19 protein-coding genes are annotated in these 17693 nt (G+C 39.6%); 18 read left to right on the top strand and 1 reads right to left on the bottom strand.

Going from position 1 to position 17693, the window contains the following annotated elements; translation table 11 throughout:
• The first annotated feature begins 2 nt into the window (after window positions 1-2).
• The 17 genes from QSJ46_RS10315 (at window position 3) to QSJ46_RS10235 (ending at window position 16250) form a co-directional block, all read left to right on the top strand.
• Window positions 3-1349, top strand: coding sequence for a YcaO-like family protein (locus tag QSJ46_RS10315; protein WP_047202186.1), 1347 nt, complete (start codon window positions 3-5; stop codon window positions 1347-1349).
• Between the two features lie 24 nt (window positions 1350-1373).
• Window positions 1374-2183: a SagB/ThcOx family dehydrogenase gene (locus QSJ46_RS10310; RefSeq protein WP_285604694.1), complete on the top strand. Its 810-nt coding sequence runs from the start codon at window positions 1374-1376 to the stop codon at window positions 2181-2183.
• Between the two features lie 13 nt (window positions 2184-2196).
• On the top strand, window positions 2197-2862 hold the full coding sequence (locus QSJ46_RS10305; protein WP_224928282.1) for a CPBP family intramembrane glutamic endopeptidase: 666 nt from the start codon (window positions 2197-2199) through the stop codon (window positions 2860-2862).
• A gap of 25 nt (window positions 2863-2887) precedes the next feature.
• Complete coding sequence (locus tag QSJ46_RS10300) at window positions 2888-3694, top strand: class I SAM-dependent methyltransferase (RefSeq protein WP_047202189.1); 807 nt, start codon at window positions 2888-2890, stop codon at window positions 3692-3694.
• 522 nt (window positions 3695-4216) lie between these two features.
• Window positions 4217-4690 (top strand): ribosome maturation factor RimP, encoded by a 474-nt coding sequence (gene rimP / locus QSJ46_RS10295; protein ID WP_003211398.1) that lies wholly within the window; start codon window positions 4217-4219, stop codon window positions 4688-4690.
• 32 nt (window positions 4691-4722) lie between these two features.
• Window positions 4723-5838, top strand: a complete 1116-nt coding sequence (gene nusA / locus QSJ46_RS10290; RefSeq protein ID WP_024424140.1) for a transcription termination factor NusA — start codon at window positions 4723-4725, stop codon at window positions 5836-5838.
• Between the two features lie 15 nt (window positions 5839-5853).
• On the top strand, window positions 5854-6138 hold the full coding sequence (gene rnpM, locus QSJ46_RS10285) for an RNase P modulator RnpM (RefSeq protein WP_024424139.1): 285 nt from the start codon (window positions 5854-5856) through the stop codon (window positions 6136-6138).
• The gene (locus QSJ46_RS10280) at window positions 6131-6433 is read left to right on the top strand and encodes a YlxQ family RNA-binding protein (RefSeq protein ID WP_039178647.1); all 303 of its coding nucleotides are present in this window, start codon (window positions 6131-6133) and stop codon (window positions 6431-6433) included. Before rnpM ends, QSJ46_RS10280 begins: the two co-directional genes overlap by 8 nt.
• Before the next feature lie 19 nt (window positions 6434-6452).
• On the top strand, window positions 6453-8573 hold the full coding sequence (infB, locus tag QSJ46_RS10275; RefSeq protein ID WP_047202190.1) for a translation initiation factor IF-2: 2121 nt from the start codon (window positions 6453-6455) through the stop codon (window positions 8571-8573).
• Window positions 8570-8848 (top strand): DUF503 domain-containing protein, encoded by a 279-nt coding sequence (locus tag QSJ46_RS10270; RefSeq protein ID WP_024424137.1) that lies wholly within the window; start codon window positions 8570-8572, stop codon window positions 8846-8848. The genes infB and QSJ46_RS10270 overlap by 4 nt, the downstream gene beginning before the upstream one ends.
• Before the next feature lie 17 nt (window positions 8849-8865).
• Complete coding sequence (gene rbfA, locus QSJ46_RS10265) at window positions 8866-9216, top strand: 30S ribosome-binding factor RbfA (protein ID WP_007499525.1); 351 nt, start codon at window positions 8866-8868, stop codon at window positions 9214-9216.
• A 68-nt stretch (window positions 9217-9284) separates the two neighbouring features.
• Window positions 9285-10214, top strand: coding sequence for a tRNA pseudouridine(55) synthase TruB (gene truB, locus QSJ46_RS10260; protein WP_285604693.1), 930 nt, complete (start codon window positions 9285-9287; stop codon window positions 10212-10214).
• A gap of 17 nt (window positions 10215-10231) precedes the next feature.
• Window positions 10232-11197, top strand: coding sequence for a bifunctional riboflavin kinase/FAD synthetase (ribF, locus tag QSJ46_RS10255; RefSeq protein WP_047202192.1), 966 nt, complete (start codon window positions 10232-10234; stop codon window positions 11195-11197).
• Window positions 11198-11337: 140 nt separating this feature from the next.
• Window positions 11338-11607, top strand: a complete 270-nt coding sequence (gene rpsO / locus QSJ46_RS10250; protein WP_008354438.1) for a 30S ribosomal protein S15 — start codon at window positions 11338-11340, stop codon at window positions 11605-11607.
• A 181-nt stretch (window positions 11608-11788) separates the two neighbouring features.
• Window positions 11789-13906 carry a polyribonucleotide nucleotidyltransferase gene (gene pnp / locus QSJ46_RS10245; RefSeq protein WP_024424134.1) on the top strand — a complete coding sequence of 706 codons (2118 nt, stop codon included), beginning with the start codon at window positions 11789-11791 and terminating at the stop codon, window positions 13904-13906.
• Window positions 13907-14030: 124 nt separating this feature from the next.
• Window positions 14031-14984, top strand: a complete 954-nt coding sequence (locus QSJ46_RS10240; protein WP_047202193.1) for a polysaccharide deacetylase family protein — start codon at window positions 14031-14033, stop codon at window positions 14982-14984.
• A 33-nt stretch (window positions 14985-15017) separates the two neighbouring features.
• On the top strand, window positions 15018-16250 hold the full coding sequence (locus QSJ46_RS10235) for a M16 family metallopeptidase (RefSeq protein WP_285604692.1): 1233 nt from the start codon (window positions 15018-15020) through the stop codon (window positions 16248-16250).
• 51 nt (window positions 16251-16301) lie between these two features.
• Here QSJ46_RS10235 and QSJ46_RS10230 read toward each other — a convergent pair whose 3' ends face one another.
• The gene (locus QSJ46_RS10230) at window positions 16302-16565 is read right to left on the bottom strand and encodes an acyl carrier protein (RefSeq protein ID WP_048654556.1); all 264 of its coding nucleotides are present in this window, start codon (window positions 16563-16565) and stop codon (window positions 16302-16304) included.
• Between the two features lie 170 nt (window positions 16566-16735).
• Between QSJ46_RS10230 and QSJ46_RS10225 the strand changes: the two genes are divergently transcribed.
• On the top strand, window positions 16736-17656 hold the full coding sequence (locus tag QSJ46_RS10225; RefSeq protein WP_269773510.1) for an aminoglycoside phosphotransferase family protein: 921 nt from the start codon (window positions 16736-16738) through the stop codon (window positions 17654-17656).
• The last annotated feature ends 37 nt before the right edge of the window (window positions 17657-17693 follow it).

Genomic DNA, 17693 nt, shown 5'->3' with positions numbered 1-17693 from the left:
TTATGGCTAATAAATGGACAACGTTAGAAGAGTCATGGGAAATACTCGACCAATTGGCAGATCCTTATGTTGGGATAGTCCGTAGAGAGTATAGAAAACTCAGAGACGTTGATGATATATGGGGTCATTCATATGGAGCGCATGGTACAGACAGTAATATTTTATTCGGGGTCCCATCGAATTCTTATAATGGGGGAGGATCTGCTAATCCAGCTGCAGCCAGATTAGCAGCAATAGGTGAAACGGTGGAAAGATATAGTGCCGCTTATTTACCTTTAAACTCTGATGTTGTATGTTTTGGTACCCAAAAGGACTTAATCAAAGAAGGCAAATCAGTAATTGGTTTTGATAAGTGGGAGATGTATGCTGTCACTCAATATGAAGATCCGAATTTCCCTCATGATAGATGGAATGAAGATACAAAATTATGGTGGAGAAAAGGTCATATTGCTGAAAATAATGAAGAAGTTTGGACGCCTGCTCAATTAATTCATATTGCAAACTATACTGAGTGGCCAGGAGACCCCAATATTGGTCATGCAACTAGTAATGGACTAGCTTGTGGTATTACATATCAAGAAGCGGCAATCTCAGGTTTATTTGAAACAATTGAAAGAGATGCATTTATGCTCACTTGGTACAATAAGTTAAGTTTACCCAAGATTGATATTAATACTTCCCCTAGATTAAAACATTTCTATGAAAGATATATTAAACCTACTTCTCTTGATTTGCATTTAGTAGACATGAGCATTTTTTCTGGTGTTCCTACTATTTTGGCAGTAATAAGAAATCCTCATACAGATTTAGCTCCATTTGCTATTGGCGCTGCCTCTGCTCATTCAATTGAAAGAGCATGTGAAAAAGCTGCAATAGAGGGAATGTATACAAGAACTTGGGTGAAAACAGAACAACGATTAGGGAACGCCTTAGTGGATGTAGATTATTATCGTGATATTAACAGTTTTGAAGATCATATTAAACTCTATGCGGGAACAGCTATTGTGAAAGAAGCTGATTTTTTAACAGCGAGTGAGAAGTTAGTGGACGTTAAAGACTATGCACCGTTTGATGATCGTTCTCCAGACATTTTATGGACTAACCTTGTCAGTCATTTATCAAACCAAGGATATCATGTGGCAACTTTTGATTTAACCAGCCCTGATATAAAAGATGCTGGTGCCTATGTCGTAAAATCAATTATTCCTGGATATAAACCGATTGACGTTCTTTATAGAGGTAGAATGTTGGGCGGAGAACGAATTTTAAAACATTCTTATCATTTAGGTTTAGTAGATAAACCTTTTAAGTTAGAAGAACTGAATCCAATTCCGCATCCATTTCCTTAATATCGTAGAAAGGTGATTAAATATATGAATAGTATTGAAAGACATGCTACTAATTTGGCTGATGTTGTGTATGGAAACGAAGCATTACGGTTTGATGATCCTTCTGAAAATTGGTTTGAGGCAACAAAAATCTATAGAGGCTCAATGGCATGGGACGCACCTGGTGTTGCAGGGCTGCTTCGATCTCAAACTTTGCAAAAGATTGCTACACATGCAAGTAAAAGGTTTGATGATCTACCTTTAATTTCACTACCTAAACCATTAAATACAAATATTTCTTTAGACGATGTCATTAAGGGACGAAGAAGTGCAGATTATTTTAGCGGGGGGAGTGTTTCATTAGAACAACTCTCAACAGTTTTACAGAAGAGTTATGGATTGGTAGAGCGTAAAGAAGGACCTAGACGCCCCATACCATCTGGCGGGGCACTCTATCCTCTAGATCTATTTATTGTAGCCAACAAAGTGGATTCTTTAGACAAAGGTGTTTATCATTTCGATCCGTATAGAAAAGGATTGACTAAAATGGGTGATTACTCTGAAAAAGAATTTGAGAAAATAATGCTACAAGAAGAATCCGTTCAAGATTTTGCATTTGCTGTAGTCATTTCAGCTAATTTTTGGCGTTCTCGATTTAAATATGGACATCGTTCTTATCGCTTCGTTTTTATGGAGGCAGGACATGTCATGCAAAATATGATTTTGCTATCTACTGCACAGAAGCTTAATAGTCGACCATTCGGAGGGTTTATCGATGATGAGTTAATGGAACTGATTGGTGGATTTAATGGAGTAGATGATGCCCCAATTTATACATTGATTGCGGGTACTTAAATAGATGATTTCAATGGTAGCAGCTTTAGGGATCCTCATTCACTTTTTGGGTCCCTTAAGCTCAAAAATGGTTATCAAAATCAAAAGAGATAAACCAATATCCGATCGAAAGTTAATAACATATATCACTCCTCAGAGGAGCTATGATGGATTCACGATTATTGGAGCTTCTATATGCTGTGGAGCATTTTCTCAAGAGCTCTTAGCTGAAATTTCTCATAAACAAAATGTATATGGTATTTTATTCTTCTTTTTATTAGGTATCCTATTACCGTCAGTTATATGGAAATTAAAAAACAAAGTTGTTGCATTTAGAGGCAGATATGTTGTCAATGTTGATTCAATCTTTTTTCTTCCATTAACTGCTCTATCAGAAGAATTGATTTGGCGGTTCTTTCTTCCGTTATTATTAATAACAAATTTTGTGGAATCTGCAGCAGTATCTTTCTGTATCAGTTCAATAGGATTTATCTTGCTGCATATACCAATAGGCGGTGTTAAGTCTATTGCTTATATGTCGCTTTTTACATTAATCACAGTTATATCATACTTAACATTCGGTATTCTAGCAGCAATAGCATTTCATATTTCACATAATCTGTTCATTCATTTTTTTCAACCTCTCAAAATAAAGAACTTCAAAACGAAGCCTCCCGTATTATCTGAAACTGATTGGTGAGGCTTTAATAAAGGTGGTAAACCCTGTGATAATACAAGAAAAGATGAAAGAGCTTAAAGAAAAAAGAGCTCTGGCTCAGTCATGGTTTTTGGATCCAGAAAAAAGAAAAATAAGTTCAAATTATGATAATCGAGAAACACCATTTACTCGATGTCTATCAGCTGAAACTTTGATTTCTTATTATCAACTAACATTCAAAAAAACACCTGCCTCTATTTTAGATATAGGATGTGGACAAGGGCAGATGCTTGAGTATGTATCTAAGCAATTACCTCTAGCTGATTTGACTGGAATTGATTCATCTGAAGAAGCCATACATTGTGCAAATAAATTGAATATAAAAGCTAATTTTATTTGTACAGATATCAAAAATTTTTCATCACATGCGAAAAGTTATGATGTAATTTTAATACATCTGTGTTTTGGGCTATTTGAAGATCCTTTAGCATTATTAGAACAGTTAATACCTTATTTATCAAATGAATCGATTATTTATATAGTTGATTTAAATCGAGATAGTATAGAAAGTGGATTGAGTTCAGTTCAGAACAAAGAAGAAGAGCTGTATTTATATGATCAATATCACGCCTCATTGACATTATCTGAGTTCGAGCAGTTACTCACCTATATGACCAAAACTAGAAAAGATATGATGTATAAGATTGGTACTTCTATAATTGGAGGATTTAGCCCATTTAGTATGGAATTTTTATCGTTAATAGGAAATGAAAATTTACAACAAACGTTAAGACAGGTTCCAGGTCAATATAGCAGTTCAGCACAGAAAGCGCCATTACTTTTACATGCATGGCTTATTAAACAGTCTGGATAAATAACGTCATATAAACATGGTTTTTTCTTTCGCGTGGAGGTTATCCGTTCACTGCTATACTCTTTTCTTCTATATGAATAACCATTCTGTGTCATACAAAATGTTTTTTCGAAATAGAAATGACTTAGTGTAGATGCTACTTTCTTTCATAGTGAGCTCTGTTCTTCGCTCACTGCTTACAGCTACATTATGACCAGCCCCTTCTGTTCAGAGTGGTTTCCATTCATATATAAAGGAAGAGAGAGGTATTAATCGTAGTGAACATGCTGTAGTAATCGATGAACGAGTACCTATTATAAGGAGGAACTTCATTTGCATAAAAAAATTGGATATGGTATAGTTTTTATGGAAATGCTAACGATTACCGAGACAAGAGTGGGGAAACCCGCTCTTTTGTATTGAACAGGCAATTTTTGTCTCGACATTATTCATCCGTTTTCTGCTCCCCCTGCTCACATAAAGCAGGGTTTTTATGCAGAATGATTGATAAGAGCGTTTATCGAAAGCACAAGGAGGAAGAGAATGAGCAAAAAAGTAGTGGATGTCGTAAGCGAAATGGTGCAGCCAATTTTAGATGGCTTACAGCTTGAACTCGTTGATGTTGAATTTGTCAAAGAGGGTCAAAACTGGTTCCTTCGCGTGTTTATTGACTCTGATAAAGGTGTCGATATCGAAGAGTGTGCCAAAGTGAGCGAAGCCTTGAGCGAAAAGCTTGATGAGGCAGATCCGATTAGCCAAAACTACTTTCTTGAAGTGTCCTCTCCTGGAGCGGAGCGCCCATTAAAGAAAAAAGCTGATTTTGAAAAAGCACTTGGAAAAAATGTTTTCATGAAAACATATGAACCAATTGATGGTGAAAAAGCATTTGAAGGTGAGCTTACAAGCTTTGATGGTGAGATTGCAACAGTGACAGTGAAGATCAAGACAAGAAAGAAAGAGATCAATATTCCATACGAAAAAATAGCTAACGCAAGATTAGCAGTTTCGTTCAATTAACCTTTTCATTGATATAAGGGGGAACCATAAAAATGAGTAGTGAGTTGTTAGATGCCCTGACTGTTCTTGAGAAAGAGAAGGGTATTAGTAAAGAAATTATAATTGAAGCGATAGAAGCTGCACTCATTTCTGCATATAAGCGTAATTTTAATCAAGCACAAAATGTTCGTGTTGATTTAAACCGCGAAACGGGAACGATTCGTGTGTTCGCAAGAAAAGATGTTGTAGATGAAGTGTATGATTCTCGCCTTGAAATCTCTGTAGATGATGCAGCCAATATTAACCCGAATTACATGGTGGGTGACGTCGTTGAGATTGAAGTCACACCAAAAGACTTCGGACGCATTGCAGCTCAGACAGCGAAACAAGTTGTGACGCAGCGAGTGAGAGAAGCAGAGCGTGGTGTGATCTACACTGAGTTCATCGACCGCGAGGAAGACATCATGACGGGAATCGTTCAGCGAATTGACAGTAAATTTATTTACGTGTCACTTGGCAAAATCGAAGCCCTTCTTCCTGTTAATGAACAAATGCCAAATGAAGAATACAAACCGCATGACCGCATTAAAGTGTTCATTACAAAAGTAGAAAAAACAACAAAAGGACCACAAATTTATGTGTCTAGAACACATCCAGGTCTTTTAAAGCGTTTATTTGAAATTGAAGTACCAGAAATTTATGATGGTACTGTAGAGCTTAAATCGGTTGCTAGAGAAGCTGGAGACCGTTCTAAAATATCTGTTCGTACAGATGATCCTGATGTTGATCCAGTTGGCTCCTGTGTTGGACCAAAAGGTCAGCGTGTACAAGCAATTGTCAATGAGCTAAAAGGCGAAAAAATTGACATTGTCCATTGGTCTAATGACCCGGTTGAATTTGTTGCCAATGCGCTGAGTCCATCAAAAGTACTTGATGTCATTGTGAATGAAGAAGACAAGGCGACAACAGTCATTGTCCCTGATTATCAGCTGTCATTAGCGATTGGTAAAAGAGGTCAAAATGCTCGTCTTGCAGCAAAGCTGACCAGCTGGAAAATTGACATTAAAAGCGAAACAGATGCAAGGGAACTCGGTATTTTCCCAAGAACTGAAGACTCTGAATCTCTTTTCTTAGAGGCTGAACCAGTAGCTGAGGAATCTGACGAATAAGAGGTGATATAAAAGGTGAAAAGCCGAAAAAAAATCCCGCTTAGAAAATGCGTCGTGACGGGAGAAATGAAACCAAAGAAAGAACTGATCCGTGTTGTTCGTTCGAAAGAAGGAGAAGTGTCTGTTGACGCTACCGGAAAAATGAACGGACGCGGAGCTTACCTTTCTCTCGATAAAGAAACCATTCTTGCGGCAAAGAACAAACGCAGTTTACAGCAGCAATTTCAGACACAGATTGACGAACACATATTTGAAGAATTACTAGAACTAGCTGAAAAGGTGAAAAAACCTAATGAATGAATCTGAATGGTATCCTTTGCTTGGTCTAGCAAATCGAGCTCGTAAAGTCGTGTCAGGAGAAGATCTGGTGATCAAAGAAATTAGACATGCGCGTGCCAAGCTGGTTCTTCTTGCAGCAGATGCCTCACCTAACACAGAAAAAAAGGTATCTGACAAATGCAAATTTTATAATGTTCCGGTTAGAAAAGTTGAAGACCGTTCCGTTCTCGGACGTTCTATTGGGAAAGAAGCTCGCGTAGTTGTCGCTGTCACTGACCAAGGCTTCGCTAAGAAGCTCATAAGCTTGCTCGATTAATTTATTTGGGGGTGAACGAATGGCTAAAGTGAGAGTATATGAATACGCAAAAGCCATAGATGTTTCAAGTAAAGATATTATAGCAGCGCTTAAGGATATGAATGTGGAAGTGAACAACCACATGGCGACGCTTGAAGACGACACTGTGAAAAAGCTAGACGCTATCTATAAAAAAGCCAAAGCAAAAGAGACAGCTAACGAGAAACCCGCAGAACAAAAAAAACAATCATCTAACAAAAACAATGATAGAAAGAAGAATGACGTGCAGAATAATCAATTTAATAAAAACAAAAAAAACAACAACCAAAATAAAAACAAAAATAAACGCGGTGGAAATAACAAACCGCAGCATCAGCAAGCTAGACCTGTGAAGCCTAAAAAAGAGCTTCCTGAAAAAATTGAATTTACAAATTCAATGACCGTCGGCCAGCTGGCTGATGAGCTTGGAAAAGAAACAGCTGAAATCATCAAAAAGCTGATGATGCTTGGTGTTATGGCAACGATCAACCAAGAACTTGACAAAGATACAGTTGAATTAATCGCTTCTGAATATGGTGTTCCAGTAGAGGAAGTCATTATTTTAGAAGAAACTGAACTTGAAAAGTATGAAGTTGAAGATAAAGAAGAAGATATGCAAGTACGCCCTCCAGTTGTAACGATCATGGGACACGTTGACCACGGGAAAACAACTCTTCTTGACAGCATTCGTAAGACAAAAGTCGTCGAAGGCGAAGCAGGTGGAATTACGCAGCATATCGGTGCATACCAAATCGAAGAAAACGGCAAAAAAATTACGTTCCTTGATACACCTGGACACGCAGCATTTACAACGATGCGTGCACGTGGTGCCGAAGTAACCGATACGACAATTCTGGTTGTTGCAGCAGATGATGGTGTCATGCCGCAAACAATTGAAGCGATTAACCATGCGAAAGCGGCAGAAGTGCCAATCATTGTCGCTGTCAATAAAATTGACAAACCAACAGCAAACCCTGACCGCGTGATGCAGGAATTAACTGAGCATGGTCTTGTACCAGAAGCTTGGGGCGGGGAAACGATCTTCGTGCCACTATCTGCAAAAACAGGTGAAGGCATTGACGAATTGATCGAAATGATCCTTCTTGTCAGCGAAGTAGCAGAATTGAAAGCCAACCCAAATCGTGCGGCAAAAGGGACTGTTATCGAGGCTGAGCTTGATAAAGGAAGAGGTTCTGTTGCAACCCTTCTTGTTCAAACAGGTACCCTTCAAGTAGGTGACCCAATCGTTGTCGGAAATACATTTGGCCGTGTACGTGCAATGGTCAATGATATCGGCCGCCGTGTGAAAACAGCAGGACCATCTACACCTGTTGAAATCACTGGTTTAAACGATGTACCGAATGCAGGGGATCAGTTCCTCGTATTCAAAGATGAAAAAACAGCTCGTCAAGTTGGTGAGGCGCGTGCTTCTAAACAGCTGGACGAACAGCGTTCAGACAAAGCAAAATTATCTCTAGACGACCTATTTGAGCAAATCAAACAAGGTGACGTAAAAGATATTAACTTGATCGTGAAAGCAGACGTGCAAGGCTCTGCTGAAGCATTAACGGCAGCTCTACAAAAAATTGAAGTCGAAGGCGTAAAAGTGAAAATCATCCATACGGGTGTTGGAGCGATTACAGAATCAGATATCATTTTAGCAAGTGCTTCTAATGCCATCGTGATCGGCTTTAACGTACGTCCTGATGGAAATGCGAAGAGCACAGCTGAGACTGAAAACGTTGATATTCGCTTGCACCGTATTATCTATAAAGTCATCGATGAAATTGAAGCAGCGATGAAAGGAATGCTTGACCCTGAATATGAAGAAAAAGTCATCGGTCAAGTTGAAGTTCGTCAAACGTTCAAAGTATCTAAAATCGGTACAATTGCGGGTGGCTATGTAACTGAAGGAACGATTACAAGAGATAGCGGAATCCGCTTAATCCGTGACGGCGTCGTTATTTTCGAAGGCGAAGTTGACGTATTAAAACGATTTAAAGATGATGTGAAAGAAGTTTCACAAGGCTATGAATGTGGTATTACCATTAAGAAATACAATGATATCCGTGAAGGTGATGTTATGGAATCATTCGTTATGCAAGAAATCGAAAGAAAATGATCGGTTATACCGAATGTGAGTGCATGATCTATGATGCATCCTCACTGAAGGAAAAACGTGCGGTTCTTCAGCGTATATTGACAAGAACGCGTCATAAATTCAATGTAACCATTGCTGAAATGGATTACCAGGATACATGGCAGCGTACATCAATTGGAATCGCCGTGATTTCCTCATCTCGGGTTCAAGTGGAAAAGGAACTTCAGCGTGTATTAAGCTTTATCGATTCTTTTCCAGAAATTGAACGAACGATCACGAAAACTGAGTGGTTTTAATTAGAGGTGATAAGATCATGAGTATGAGAGCAACCCGTGTGGGTGAGCAAATGAAAAAAGAATTGGGCGACATTCTAGGCAGAAAGCTAAAAGATCCAAGAATCGGCTTTTTGACTGTAACCGATGTCGAAGTATCCGGTGATTTGCAAATTGCCAAAGTCTACATTTCTGTTCTTGGCGACGAGAAGAAAAGAGAGGAAACCTTAAAAGGCCTTGCAAAGGCTAAAGGGTACATCCGCTCTGAAATTGGCAATCGAATTAGACTTCGCAAAACACCAGAACTGCATTTTGAATTCGATGAATCCGTGGATTACGGAAACCGGATTGAAAGCCTGATTGCTGAATTAAACACAAAAGATCACGAATAAGACGTTGAAATAAGGATAGGCGATGATCGTCTGTCCTTTTTCATCGTTTATGAAAGGAGAGAACGCAGATGATAAATGGTGTTCTTTTATTACATAAAGAAAGAGGTATGACCTCTCACGACTGTGTGTTTAAGGTAAGAAAAATTTTGCATACAAAAAAAGTAGGACATACAGGCACCCTCGACCCAGAGGTTTCAGGTGTTCTGCCTATTTGTATCGGAAGAGCAACGAAGATTGTAGAATACTTAACAGATAAATCGAAAACATATGATGCAGAAATCACGATTGGTTTTTCTACAACAACAGAAGACCAGACAGGTGAGATCGTAGAAGAAAAAAAAGTGGTAAAACCGATCTCAGAAAAAGACATTGATGCAGCGCTGAAGCAGTTTGAAGGAACCATTGAACAAATTCCTCCCATGTTTTCTGCTGTGAAAATTGGCGGGAAAAAGCTCTATGAATATGCTAGAGAAGGCATTGAAATTGAACGGCCAAGCCGTGAAATTACCATTCACCGTATCGAGCGGACTACACCTGTCACATATGAGGATGGCAGGGTGTCATTTAGATTCACCGTACTATGCTCAAAGGGAACATATGTGAGAACTTTAGCGGTTGATATCGGTAAGAAACTAGGGTTTCCAGCCCACATGTCACATCTCATTCGTACAGGATCTGGTGATTTTACACTTGATGAATGTATCACGCTGGATGAGCTGCGAGAGATAAGCGAGGAAGGAACTGTAGATGAGCACCTTGTCCCGATCGAGCGTGCGCTCAATCATTTGCCGAAATGGGAGATAAATGATACATTAGCAAGTAAAGTGGAAAACGGTGCAGTCCTGCCAATGCCTGATGAATTTGCTCATTTCGCAGAGGAGGATCGTGTCGCTGTATTTGCTCCTTCAGGTCGTTGTCTGGCGATATATATGAAGCACCCGACCAAACAGAACCTGATCAAGCCGGCGAAGATCTTATCTCAGGACAAGCAATCTTAAAGAAAAGGTGACATCTCGTGAAGACTATACATATTTCACACCCACATACATTGAATCAAAAGGATCAAGTCCCATCTGTCATGGCTTTAGGGTACTTTGACGGTGTTCACCTCGGGCATCAAAAAGTCATTGACGAAGCAAAAAGCATTGCGAAAAAAGAAGGATTGGCCTTAGCGGTCATGACATTCCATCCGCATCCTTCACATGTTTTGCAAAAGGCACGGGAACCAAAAGACTTAATTACACCGCTTGAGGATAAAATTGATTTTATCAAGCAGCTGGGCGCTGACTATTTATACATCGTACAATTCAGCGAGAGCTTTGCAGCTCTATCTCCTCAAGAGTTTGTGGATCAATATTTGGATGAATTGAATGTGAAGCACGCAGTAGCGGGGTTTGATTTTACGTTTGGCCGTTTTGGTGCAGGCACAATGGAAACGTTCGATGAATACGGAAAAGGGCGTATCACGGCAACTATTGTACCTAAGCTGTCCAATCAAGACCGAAAAGTCAGCTCTACTCTCATCCGTTCCGCATTAAAAAATGGGGATGTTGAATATGTGAGCGAGCTATTAGGAAAACCTTATCAGCTTCGCGGTATTGTCATCCATGGAGACAAACGCGGACGGACGATCGGTTTTCCGACAGCTAATGTCGGCTTATCAGCTGAATACATTATTCCGCCAACAGGGGTATATGCAGTAAGAGCAGAAGTGAAAGGCAAAGAATATGACGGCGTTTGCAACGTTGGCTATAAACCAACATTCTATGAAAAGCGTCCTGATCAGCCTGCCATTGAAGTAAATCTTTTTGATTTTAACGAAGAAATCTATGGCCAGCCGATTAAATTACAATGGTTCAAGCGCATTCGCAGTGAACGAAAATTTAACGGAATCCAGGAGCTGACGGCTCAAATCAGTCAAGATAAAGAAGAAGCGATTCAGTTTTTTCAAGATCAGCTCAAACAAACAAAAAAATCATAGAAAAACTGCTCTACCATTTGCAAATTCAGCATATTTTTAGTATGATTATTCCTGTAGCTTTAAAACCACTTACTTGGCAAACCGACTTCACCGACGGTTGCGAGGTAGATGGGGCTAACATGATTTGGAGGTGAAACAGGATGGCAATTACTCAAGAGCGTAAAACGCAATTAATTAATGAGTTCAAAACACACGAATCTGATACTGGATCTCCAGAAGTTCAGATCGCTGTCCTAACAGAATCAATTAACAACTTGAACGAGCATTTACGTACTCATAAGAAAGATCACCACTCACGTCGCGGTCTTTTGAAAATGGTAGGTAGACGTCGTAATCTTCTTACGTATCTACGTAATAAAGACGTAACTCGTTACCGTGAGTTAATTAACAAACTAGGCTTACGTCGATAATCGTAAAAAGCGGGAGGATTCCCGCTTTTTTATCGTATAATCACTAATATTTTATGGTTAAAATGTTGAAAGAATGGCAAAAACCCTTCTACATACAGCTTTCACATTGATATGTGAAAATCATTTTGTTCATAATAAGAACTAACTAAAACTTTACGATAAGAGAGGAGTTTATCTCAGAATGGGACAAGAGAAACATGTCTTCACCATAGACTGGGCTGGACGTCAACTGACTGTTGAAACTGGCCAGCTTGCAAAGCAAGCAAACGGAGCGGTCCTCGTACGCTACGGAGATACGGCTGTGCTTAGCTCAGCAACAGCTTCTAAAGAACCAAAACCACTTGATTTCTTCCCGCTCACTGTGAACTACGAAGAAAGACTATACGCAGTAGGTAAAATTCCTGGCGGCTTCATTAAAAGAGAAGGCCGCCCAAGTGAAAAGGCTATCCTTGCGAGCCGCTTAATTGACAGACCAATTCGTCCGCTGTTTGCAGATGGATTTAGAAACGAAGTACAAGTTATTAGCATCGTCATGAGTGTGGATCAAGATTGCTCATCTGAAATGGCTGCAATGTTTGGCTCATCTTTAGCTTTATGTGTGTCTGACATTCCATTTGAGGGACCAATCGCCGGCGTTACAGTAGGACGAGTGGATGGAAAGCTGATCATTAACCCAAATGTGGAGCAGCTTGAGCAAAGTGACATCAATCTTGTAGTTGCTGGAACAAAAGATGCGATCAACATGGTAGAAGCTGGTGCTGATGAAGTACCGGAAGAAACAATGCTTGAAGCGATCATGTACGGTCACCAAGAAATCAAACGCTTAATTGAATTCCAAGAAGAAATTGTGAAGGCAGTCGGTAAAGAAAAAATCGACATTCCTTTATATGAAGTAGATCAAACGTTAGCAGACGAAGTAAAAGCCCTTGCTGAAGCAGACCTGCTGAAAGCGATTCAAGTACATGAGAAGCATGCGCGTGAGGATGCAATCAGTGCTGTGAAAAAAGCTGTAGTCGAGAAGTTTGAAGCAGAAGAACGTGACGAAGCAACGATTAAACAAGCGAAAGATGTATTAAATAAGCTTGTCAAAAACGAAGTTCGCCGTCTGATCACTGAAGAGAAAGTACGTCCAGATGGACGCGGTGTAGATCAAATCCGTCCACTTTCTTCAGAAGTAGGACTCCTGCCAAGAACGCACGGTTCAGGCTTATTTACAAGAGGACAAACACAGGCGCTCAGTATTTGTACATTAGGTGCACTTGGCGATGTGCAAATTCTTGATGGTCTAGGTGTTGAAGAATCAAAACGCTTCATGCACCATTACAACTTCCCGCAATTCAGTGTTGGTGAGACAGGTCCAATGCGTGGTCCAGGCCGCCGTGAAATTGGACATGGCGCACTAGGTGAACGTGCACTAGAACCTGTGATTCCATCCGAAAAAGATTTCCCTTATACGGTTCGCCTTGTTTCAGAGGTATTAGAATCAAACGGGTCTACTTCACAAGCAAGTATTTGCGCAAGCACACTTGCGATGATGGATGCGGGTGTTCCAATTAAAGCACCAGTTGCAGGGATTGCAATGGGACTTGTGAAATCAGGGGAATATTACACAGTACTGACAGACATTCAAGGAATGGAAGATGCACTTGGAGATATGGACTTTAAAGTTGCAGGTACATCAAAAGGTGTCACAGCCCTTCAAATGGACATCAAAATCGATGGTCTATCAAAAGACATCTTAGAAGAGGCTCTTCAACAAGCAAAAAAAGGAAGAATGGAAATCCTAGACAGCATGTTGTCAACGATTCCTGCTTCTAGAGGAGAATTGTCTCGTTATGCACCAAAAATCTTAACGATGACAATCAATCCAGATAAAATTCGCGATGTTATTGGACCAAGCGGTAAACAAATCAATAAAATCATTGAAGATACCGGTGTAAAAATCGATATTGAACAAGATGGTACAATCTTTATTTCTTCTACAGAAGAAGATATGAACCAAAAAGCGAAGAAAATCATTGAAGATCTTGTGAGAGAAGTTGAAGTAGGACAGCTTTACCTAGGTAAAGTCAAACGCATTGAAAAATTCGGTGCCTTCCTTGAAATCTTCAGCGGAAAAGATGGGCTTGTTCATATTTCTGAGCTTGCGCTTGAGCGTGTGGGCAAAGTAGAAGATGTTGTGAAACTTGGCGATGAATTACTTGTCAAAGTCACTGAAATCGATAAACAAGGCCGTGTGAACCTTTCTCGGAAAGCTGTTTTACGTGAAGAAAAGGAAAAAGAAGAAAAGCAGTCTTAATGAGATCAAATAAAATGTGTTAGAAGCCAGGTATCCGTGCCAGGCTTCTTTCTTTTCTTGCGCTAACAATAGTTCTAGCTTGTTTCTCCCCATCATAATTTGTGGTAAAGGGGAGGGACAACCATTGAAAAAAACGTTACCATTCATTGTGTTTGTATTTTTACTGCTCGTGTCATATCAAACGATGAAGCAGCCGGCTGCTGTTACATATATTGAATCAATGAAAGAGCATGCCGAGGTAGCATCTGTTTCCAAAGATATTTTATATCAGGAGATTGAATCGAAGTCTTCTGACTATGAAGTAAAGGCGCAAAATGCTAAGATTGATAAAGTGTGGAAAAAGATACCTGGCTTAAATGGACAGACAGTTGATATCGATGCCTCTTATGAAAAAATGAAGAAACAGGGGTCATTCGATGAAAAGCTGCTTGTTTTGAATGAAACAAAACCATCTATTCATTTACATGAACTTGGTGCTGAGCCAATTTATAAAGGCCATCCAGATAAAAAAATGAATGCATTCCTCATCAACGTAGCTTGGGGTGACGAGCATTTAATCAACATGTTAAAGACGCTGGAAAAGCATCAAGTAAAGGCGACCTTTTTCTTAGAGGGCAAATGGGTGAAAAAAAGCACAGAGCTTGCTAAAAAAATCGTGGCAGATGGCCATGAAATTGGAAATCATTCATACAATCACCCAGATATGCGCACACTGACAAGAGAACGAGCATTAGAGCAGATAACGAAAACAAATCGCCAAATTGAAGAATCCCTTGGGAAGAAACCAAAATGGTTTGCGCCTCCAAGCGGCAGCTTTAAAGATGAAACAGTCAAGCTTGCCAAACAAGAAGGCATGGAAACCATTATGTGGACAGTAGACACCATCGACTGGCAAAAACCATCCCCGGCTGTTTTACAAAAGCGGGTGCTTGGGAAAATTCACAATGGGGCGATGATATTAATGCATCCAACAGATGCAACGGCGAAAAGTCTTGACGCACTTATCACTCAAATCAAGGAAAGAGGATATGAATTAGGGACGGTTTCTGACCTCCTAAGTGAAAAAAGACATCCGTGATGCGATCTGTTTGTTGAATAGGAGGAGCAAAACTTGGTCAAAACGTATACTTGCCAAAACGGAGTAAGAATTGTACTCGAAAACAATCCCACTGTAAGGTCTGTCGCAATTGGCGTCTGGATTGGAACAGGCTCTAGACATGAGACACCTGAAATTAATGGGATCTCACACTTTTTAGAGCATATGTTCTTTAAAGGGACAAAGACAAGATCTGCACGTGATATCGCAGAATCCTTTGACCGCATTGGTGGTCAGGTGAATGCCTTTACATCAAAAGAATACACTTGCTACTATGCAAAGGTGCTTGATTCACATGCTGGCTACGCCCTCGATGTATTAAGCGACATGTTCTTTCACTCTGCTTTTGATGAAGAAGAGCTGAAAAAAGAAAAAAATGTGGTGTACGAAGAAATTAAAATGTATGAGGATACACCTGATGACATCGTTCATGATTTATTAAGCAAAGCCATTTATGGTGAACATTCATTAGGATATCCGATTTTAGGAACAGAGGAAACACTTTCTACCTTTAACGGAGACTCACTTAGAAAATATATGGATGAGTTCTACACGCCGGACCGCGTCGTGATCTCTGTTGCAGGGAACGTAGATGACACCTTTATTCGTGAGGTTGAAAAGCTATTCGGCTCTTATGAAGGAAAAGGGAAAAAGCAGCCTGTCGAAGCTCCAGCATTTCATTATGACAAGCTCACACGCAAAAAGGAAACGGAACAAGCGCACCTATGCCTGGGCTTTAATGGCCTTCCAGCGGGAGATAAAGGCATCTATGACTTAATCGTCTTAAATAATGTTCTTGGCGGAAGCATGAGCAGCCGATTATTCCAAGATGTAAGAGAGGACAAAGGACTTGCTTATTCCGTCTTCAGCTATCACAGTTCGTTTGCAGATAATGGAATGCTGACGATTTATGGCGGAACTGGAGCGAAGCAGCTAAACCTGCTCTCTGAGACCATCTTACAAACATTAGACGTCTTAAAGCGTGAGGGAATCACGCAGAAAGAACTAGAGAACTCTAAAGAGCAAATGAAAGGCAACCTTATGCTCAGCCTTGAAAGCACAAACAGCAAGATGAGCAGAAACGGTAAAAATGAACTGCTCCTTGGTAAACATCGGACACTCGATGAAATTATTGACGAAATCAACCACGTCACATTAGACGGCGTGAATAATTTATCTAAACGCATCTTTACAGAAGATTATGCGCTCTCGCTTATTAGTCCAACGGGTGATGTACCTTCTGCTTAAACAAAAAAGGCATGTCTTTTAAAGAGATGCCTTTTTTTCATGCAAAAAAGATTAATCAGCTAACTTGTTTTGCAGCTGATGAACAATTTTATTGATTGTCGAAAAGTGTTCTGTTAGTAATTCCTCATCTGCAAATTGAATATCAAAAACCTCTTCTAATTCCAAAATGAGTGAAACTGCTTTAATCGAATCGAGACCGTGATTTGTTAATTCTTCATCTGCACCAATAGAAACCTTGCTGCTATCATCCAAAGAACGCAGAACCAAATCTTTTACTTGACTTGAAAGTGAAAGGACATCCGTCGTTTCTTTCATCTGCAACGCTCCCTTTTACAAATTTTCTATCATTTACATAAATTAACTATATTAGAATGGAAAAACATTGTAAAGCAGTTTCGACATAAATAGGAATTGTTGATCATTCTATTCAAATGAAATATTTGGTAGAGTGAGAAGAAAAGAGACTGGGAAGGATGAATCAATCCATGAATAAAACAGACCTTATGCAGCACATTCCCTTATTAAAAGAAGGGGTCAGCATAGACCAGATTGATAAAGGGTATTCTCGGGATGAAAAATGGGTCATGACTACGGTATCAGGTGAAAAATATGTCCTTCGATTCACAGATCAAGACCAGTATGACAAAATAAAGACGCAGTTTGAACTGCTATATGAATTAAGACGTCACGGTGTTCAGTGTGCTGATCCAGTGGACATCGGTGTTCTAGAAGCAAAACAGCAAGTGTACTATATTTTATCGTTTATAGAAGGCCAGGAAGCAAAAGAAATCATGAGTCAGTTAACTGAAGAAAAGCAGTATGCTCTCGGGGTAAGTGCAGGTCAAGATTTACGAAATATGCATAAATATCCGGCACCATCACACATCGAACCTTGGGAAGATCGTGTCATGAAAAAGCATCATCGATATTTAACGGCTTATCGGGAAAGCGGTATCTCCCTTGAAGGGGATGAAAAAGTGGCTCAGTTTATTGCAAAGCACATAGATATTGTGAAAGGCAGGCCTAATCAATTTCAGCACGATGATTTTCATTTAGGGAACATTATAGTAAACAATAATAAATATGCAGGTGTTATTGATTTTAACAATTTTGATTGGGGAGATCCCATTCACGATTTTTATAAAGTAGCTCTTTTCAGCAGAGAAACTAGTGAAGCCTTTTCGGCTGGTCAAATCAATGGATATTTTGATGGGAACATTCCAGATGACTTTTGGCTGCTTTACTCTGTTTATGTCGCAATGAGTATCTTTTCATCGATTATGTGGGTCATTAAATTCGATCCGGGTCAAATGGATGAGATGATTGAAAGACTAGAAAATGTGCTAAAAGATCATCATTATTTTAATGAAATAGAGCCTGAGTGGTATACGCGTATCACTAGATAACAGTGAAATATAGGACGATTAGGCAGTGATGGAAGTC

Origin of the sequence: Bacillus sp. YKCMOAS1, from assembly GCF_030268125.1 — a bacterium.
Lineage (GTDB): Bacteria > Bacillota > Bacilli > Bacillales > Bacillaceae > Bacillus > Bacillus safensis.
This window is presented reverse-complemented; position numbering and strand designations above follow the sequence as displayed.

Bases quoted from the DNA above. Each gene is read 5' to 3' on its own strand.
- QSJ46_RS10315 (WP_047202186.1), top strand. From the start codon at position 3: ATGGCTAATAAATGGACAACGTTAGAAGAGTCATGGGAAATACTCGAC.
- QSJ46_RS10310 (WP_285604694.1), top strand. From the start codon at position 1,374: ATGAATAGTATTGAAAGACATGCTACTAATTTGGCTGATGTTGTGTAT.
- QSJ46_RS10305 (WP_224928282.1), top strand. From the start codon at position 2,197: ATGGTAGCAGCTTTAGGGATCCTCATTCACTTTTTGGGTCCCTTAAGC.
- rimP (WP_003211398.1), top strand. From the start codon at position 4,217: ATGAGCAAAAAAGTAGTGGATGTCGTAAGCGAAATGGTGCAGCCAATT.
- nusA (WP_024424140.1), top strand. From the start codon at position 4,723: ATGAGTAGTGAGTTGTTAGATGCCCTGACTGTTCTTGAGAAAGAGAAG.
- QSJ46_RS10280 (WP_039178647.1), top strand. From the start codon at position 6,131: ATGAATGAATCTGAATGGTATCCTTTGCTTGGTCTAGCAAATCGAGCT.
- infB (WP_047202190.1), top strand. From the start codon at position 6,453: ATGGCTAAAGTGAGAGTATATGAATACGCAAAAGCCATAGATGTTTCA.
- QSJ46_RS10270 (WP_024424137.1), top strand. From the start codon at position 8,570: ATGATCGGTTATACCGAATGTGAGTGCATGATCTATGATGCATCCTCA.
- rbfA (WP_007499525.1), top strand. From the start codon at position 8,866: ATGAGTATGAGAGCAACCCGTGTGGGTGAGCAAATGAAAAAAGAATTG.
- truB (WP_285604693.1), top strand. From the start codon at position 9,285: ATGATAAATGGTGTTCTTTTATTACATAAAGAAAGAGGTATGACCTCT.
- rpsO (WP_008354438.1), top strand. From the start codon at position 11,338: ATGGCAATTACTCAAGAGCGTAAAACGCAATTAATTAATGAGTTCAAA.
- pnp (WP_024424134.1), top strand. From the start codon at position 11,789: ATGGGACAAGAGAAACATGTCTTCACCATAGACTGGGCTGGACGTCAA.
- QSJ46_RS10230 (WP_048654556.1), bottom strand. From the start codon at position 16,565: ATGAAAGAAACGACGGATGTCCTTTCACTTTCAAGTCAAGTAAAAGAT.
- QSJ46_RS10225 (WP_269773510.1), top strand. From the start codon at position 16,736: ATGAATAAAACAGACCTTATGCAGCACATTCCCTTATTAAAAGAAGGG.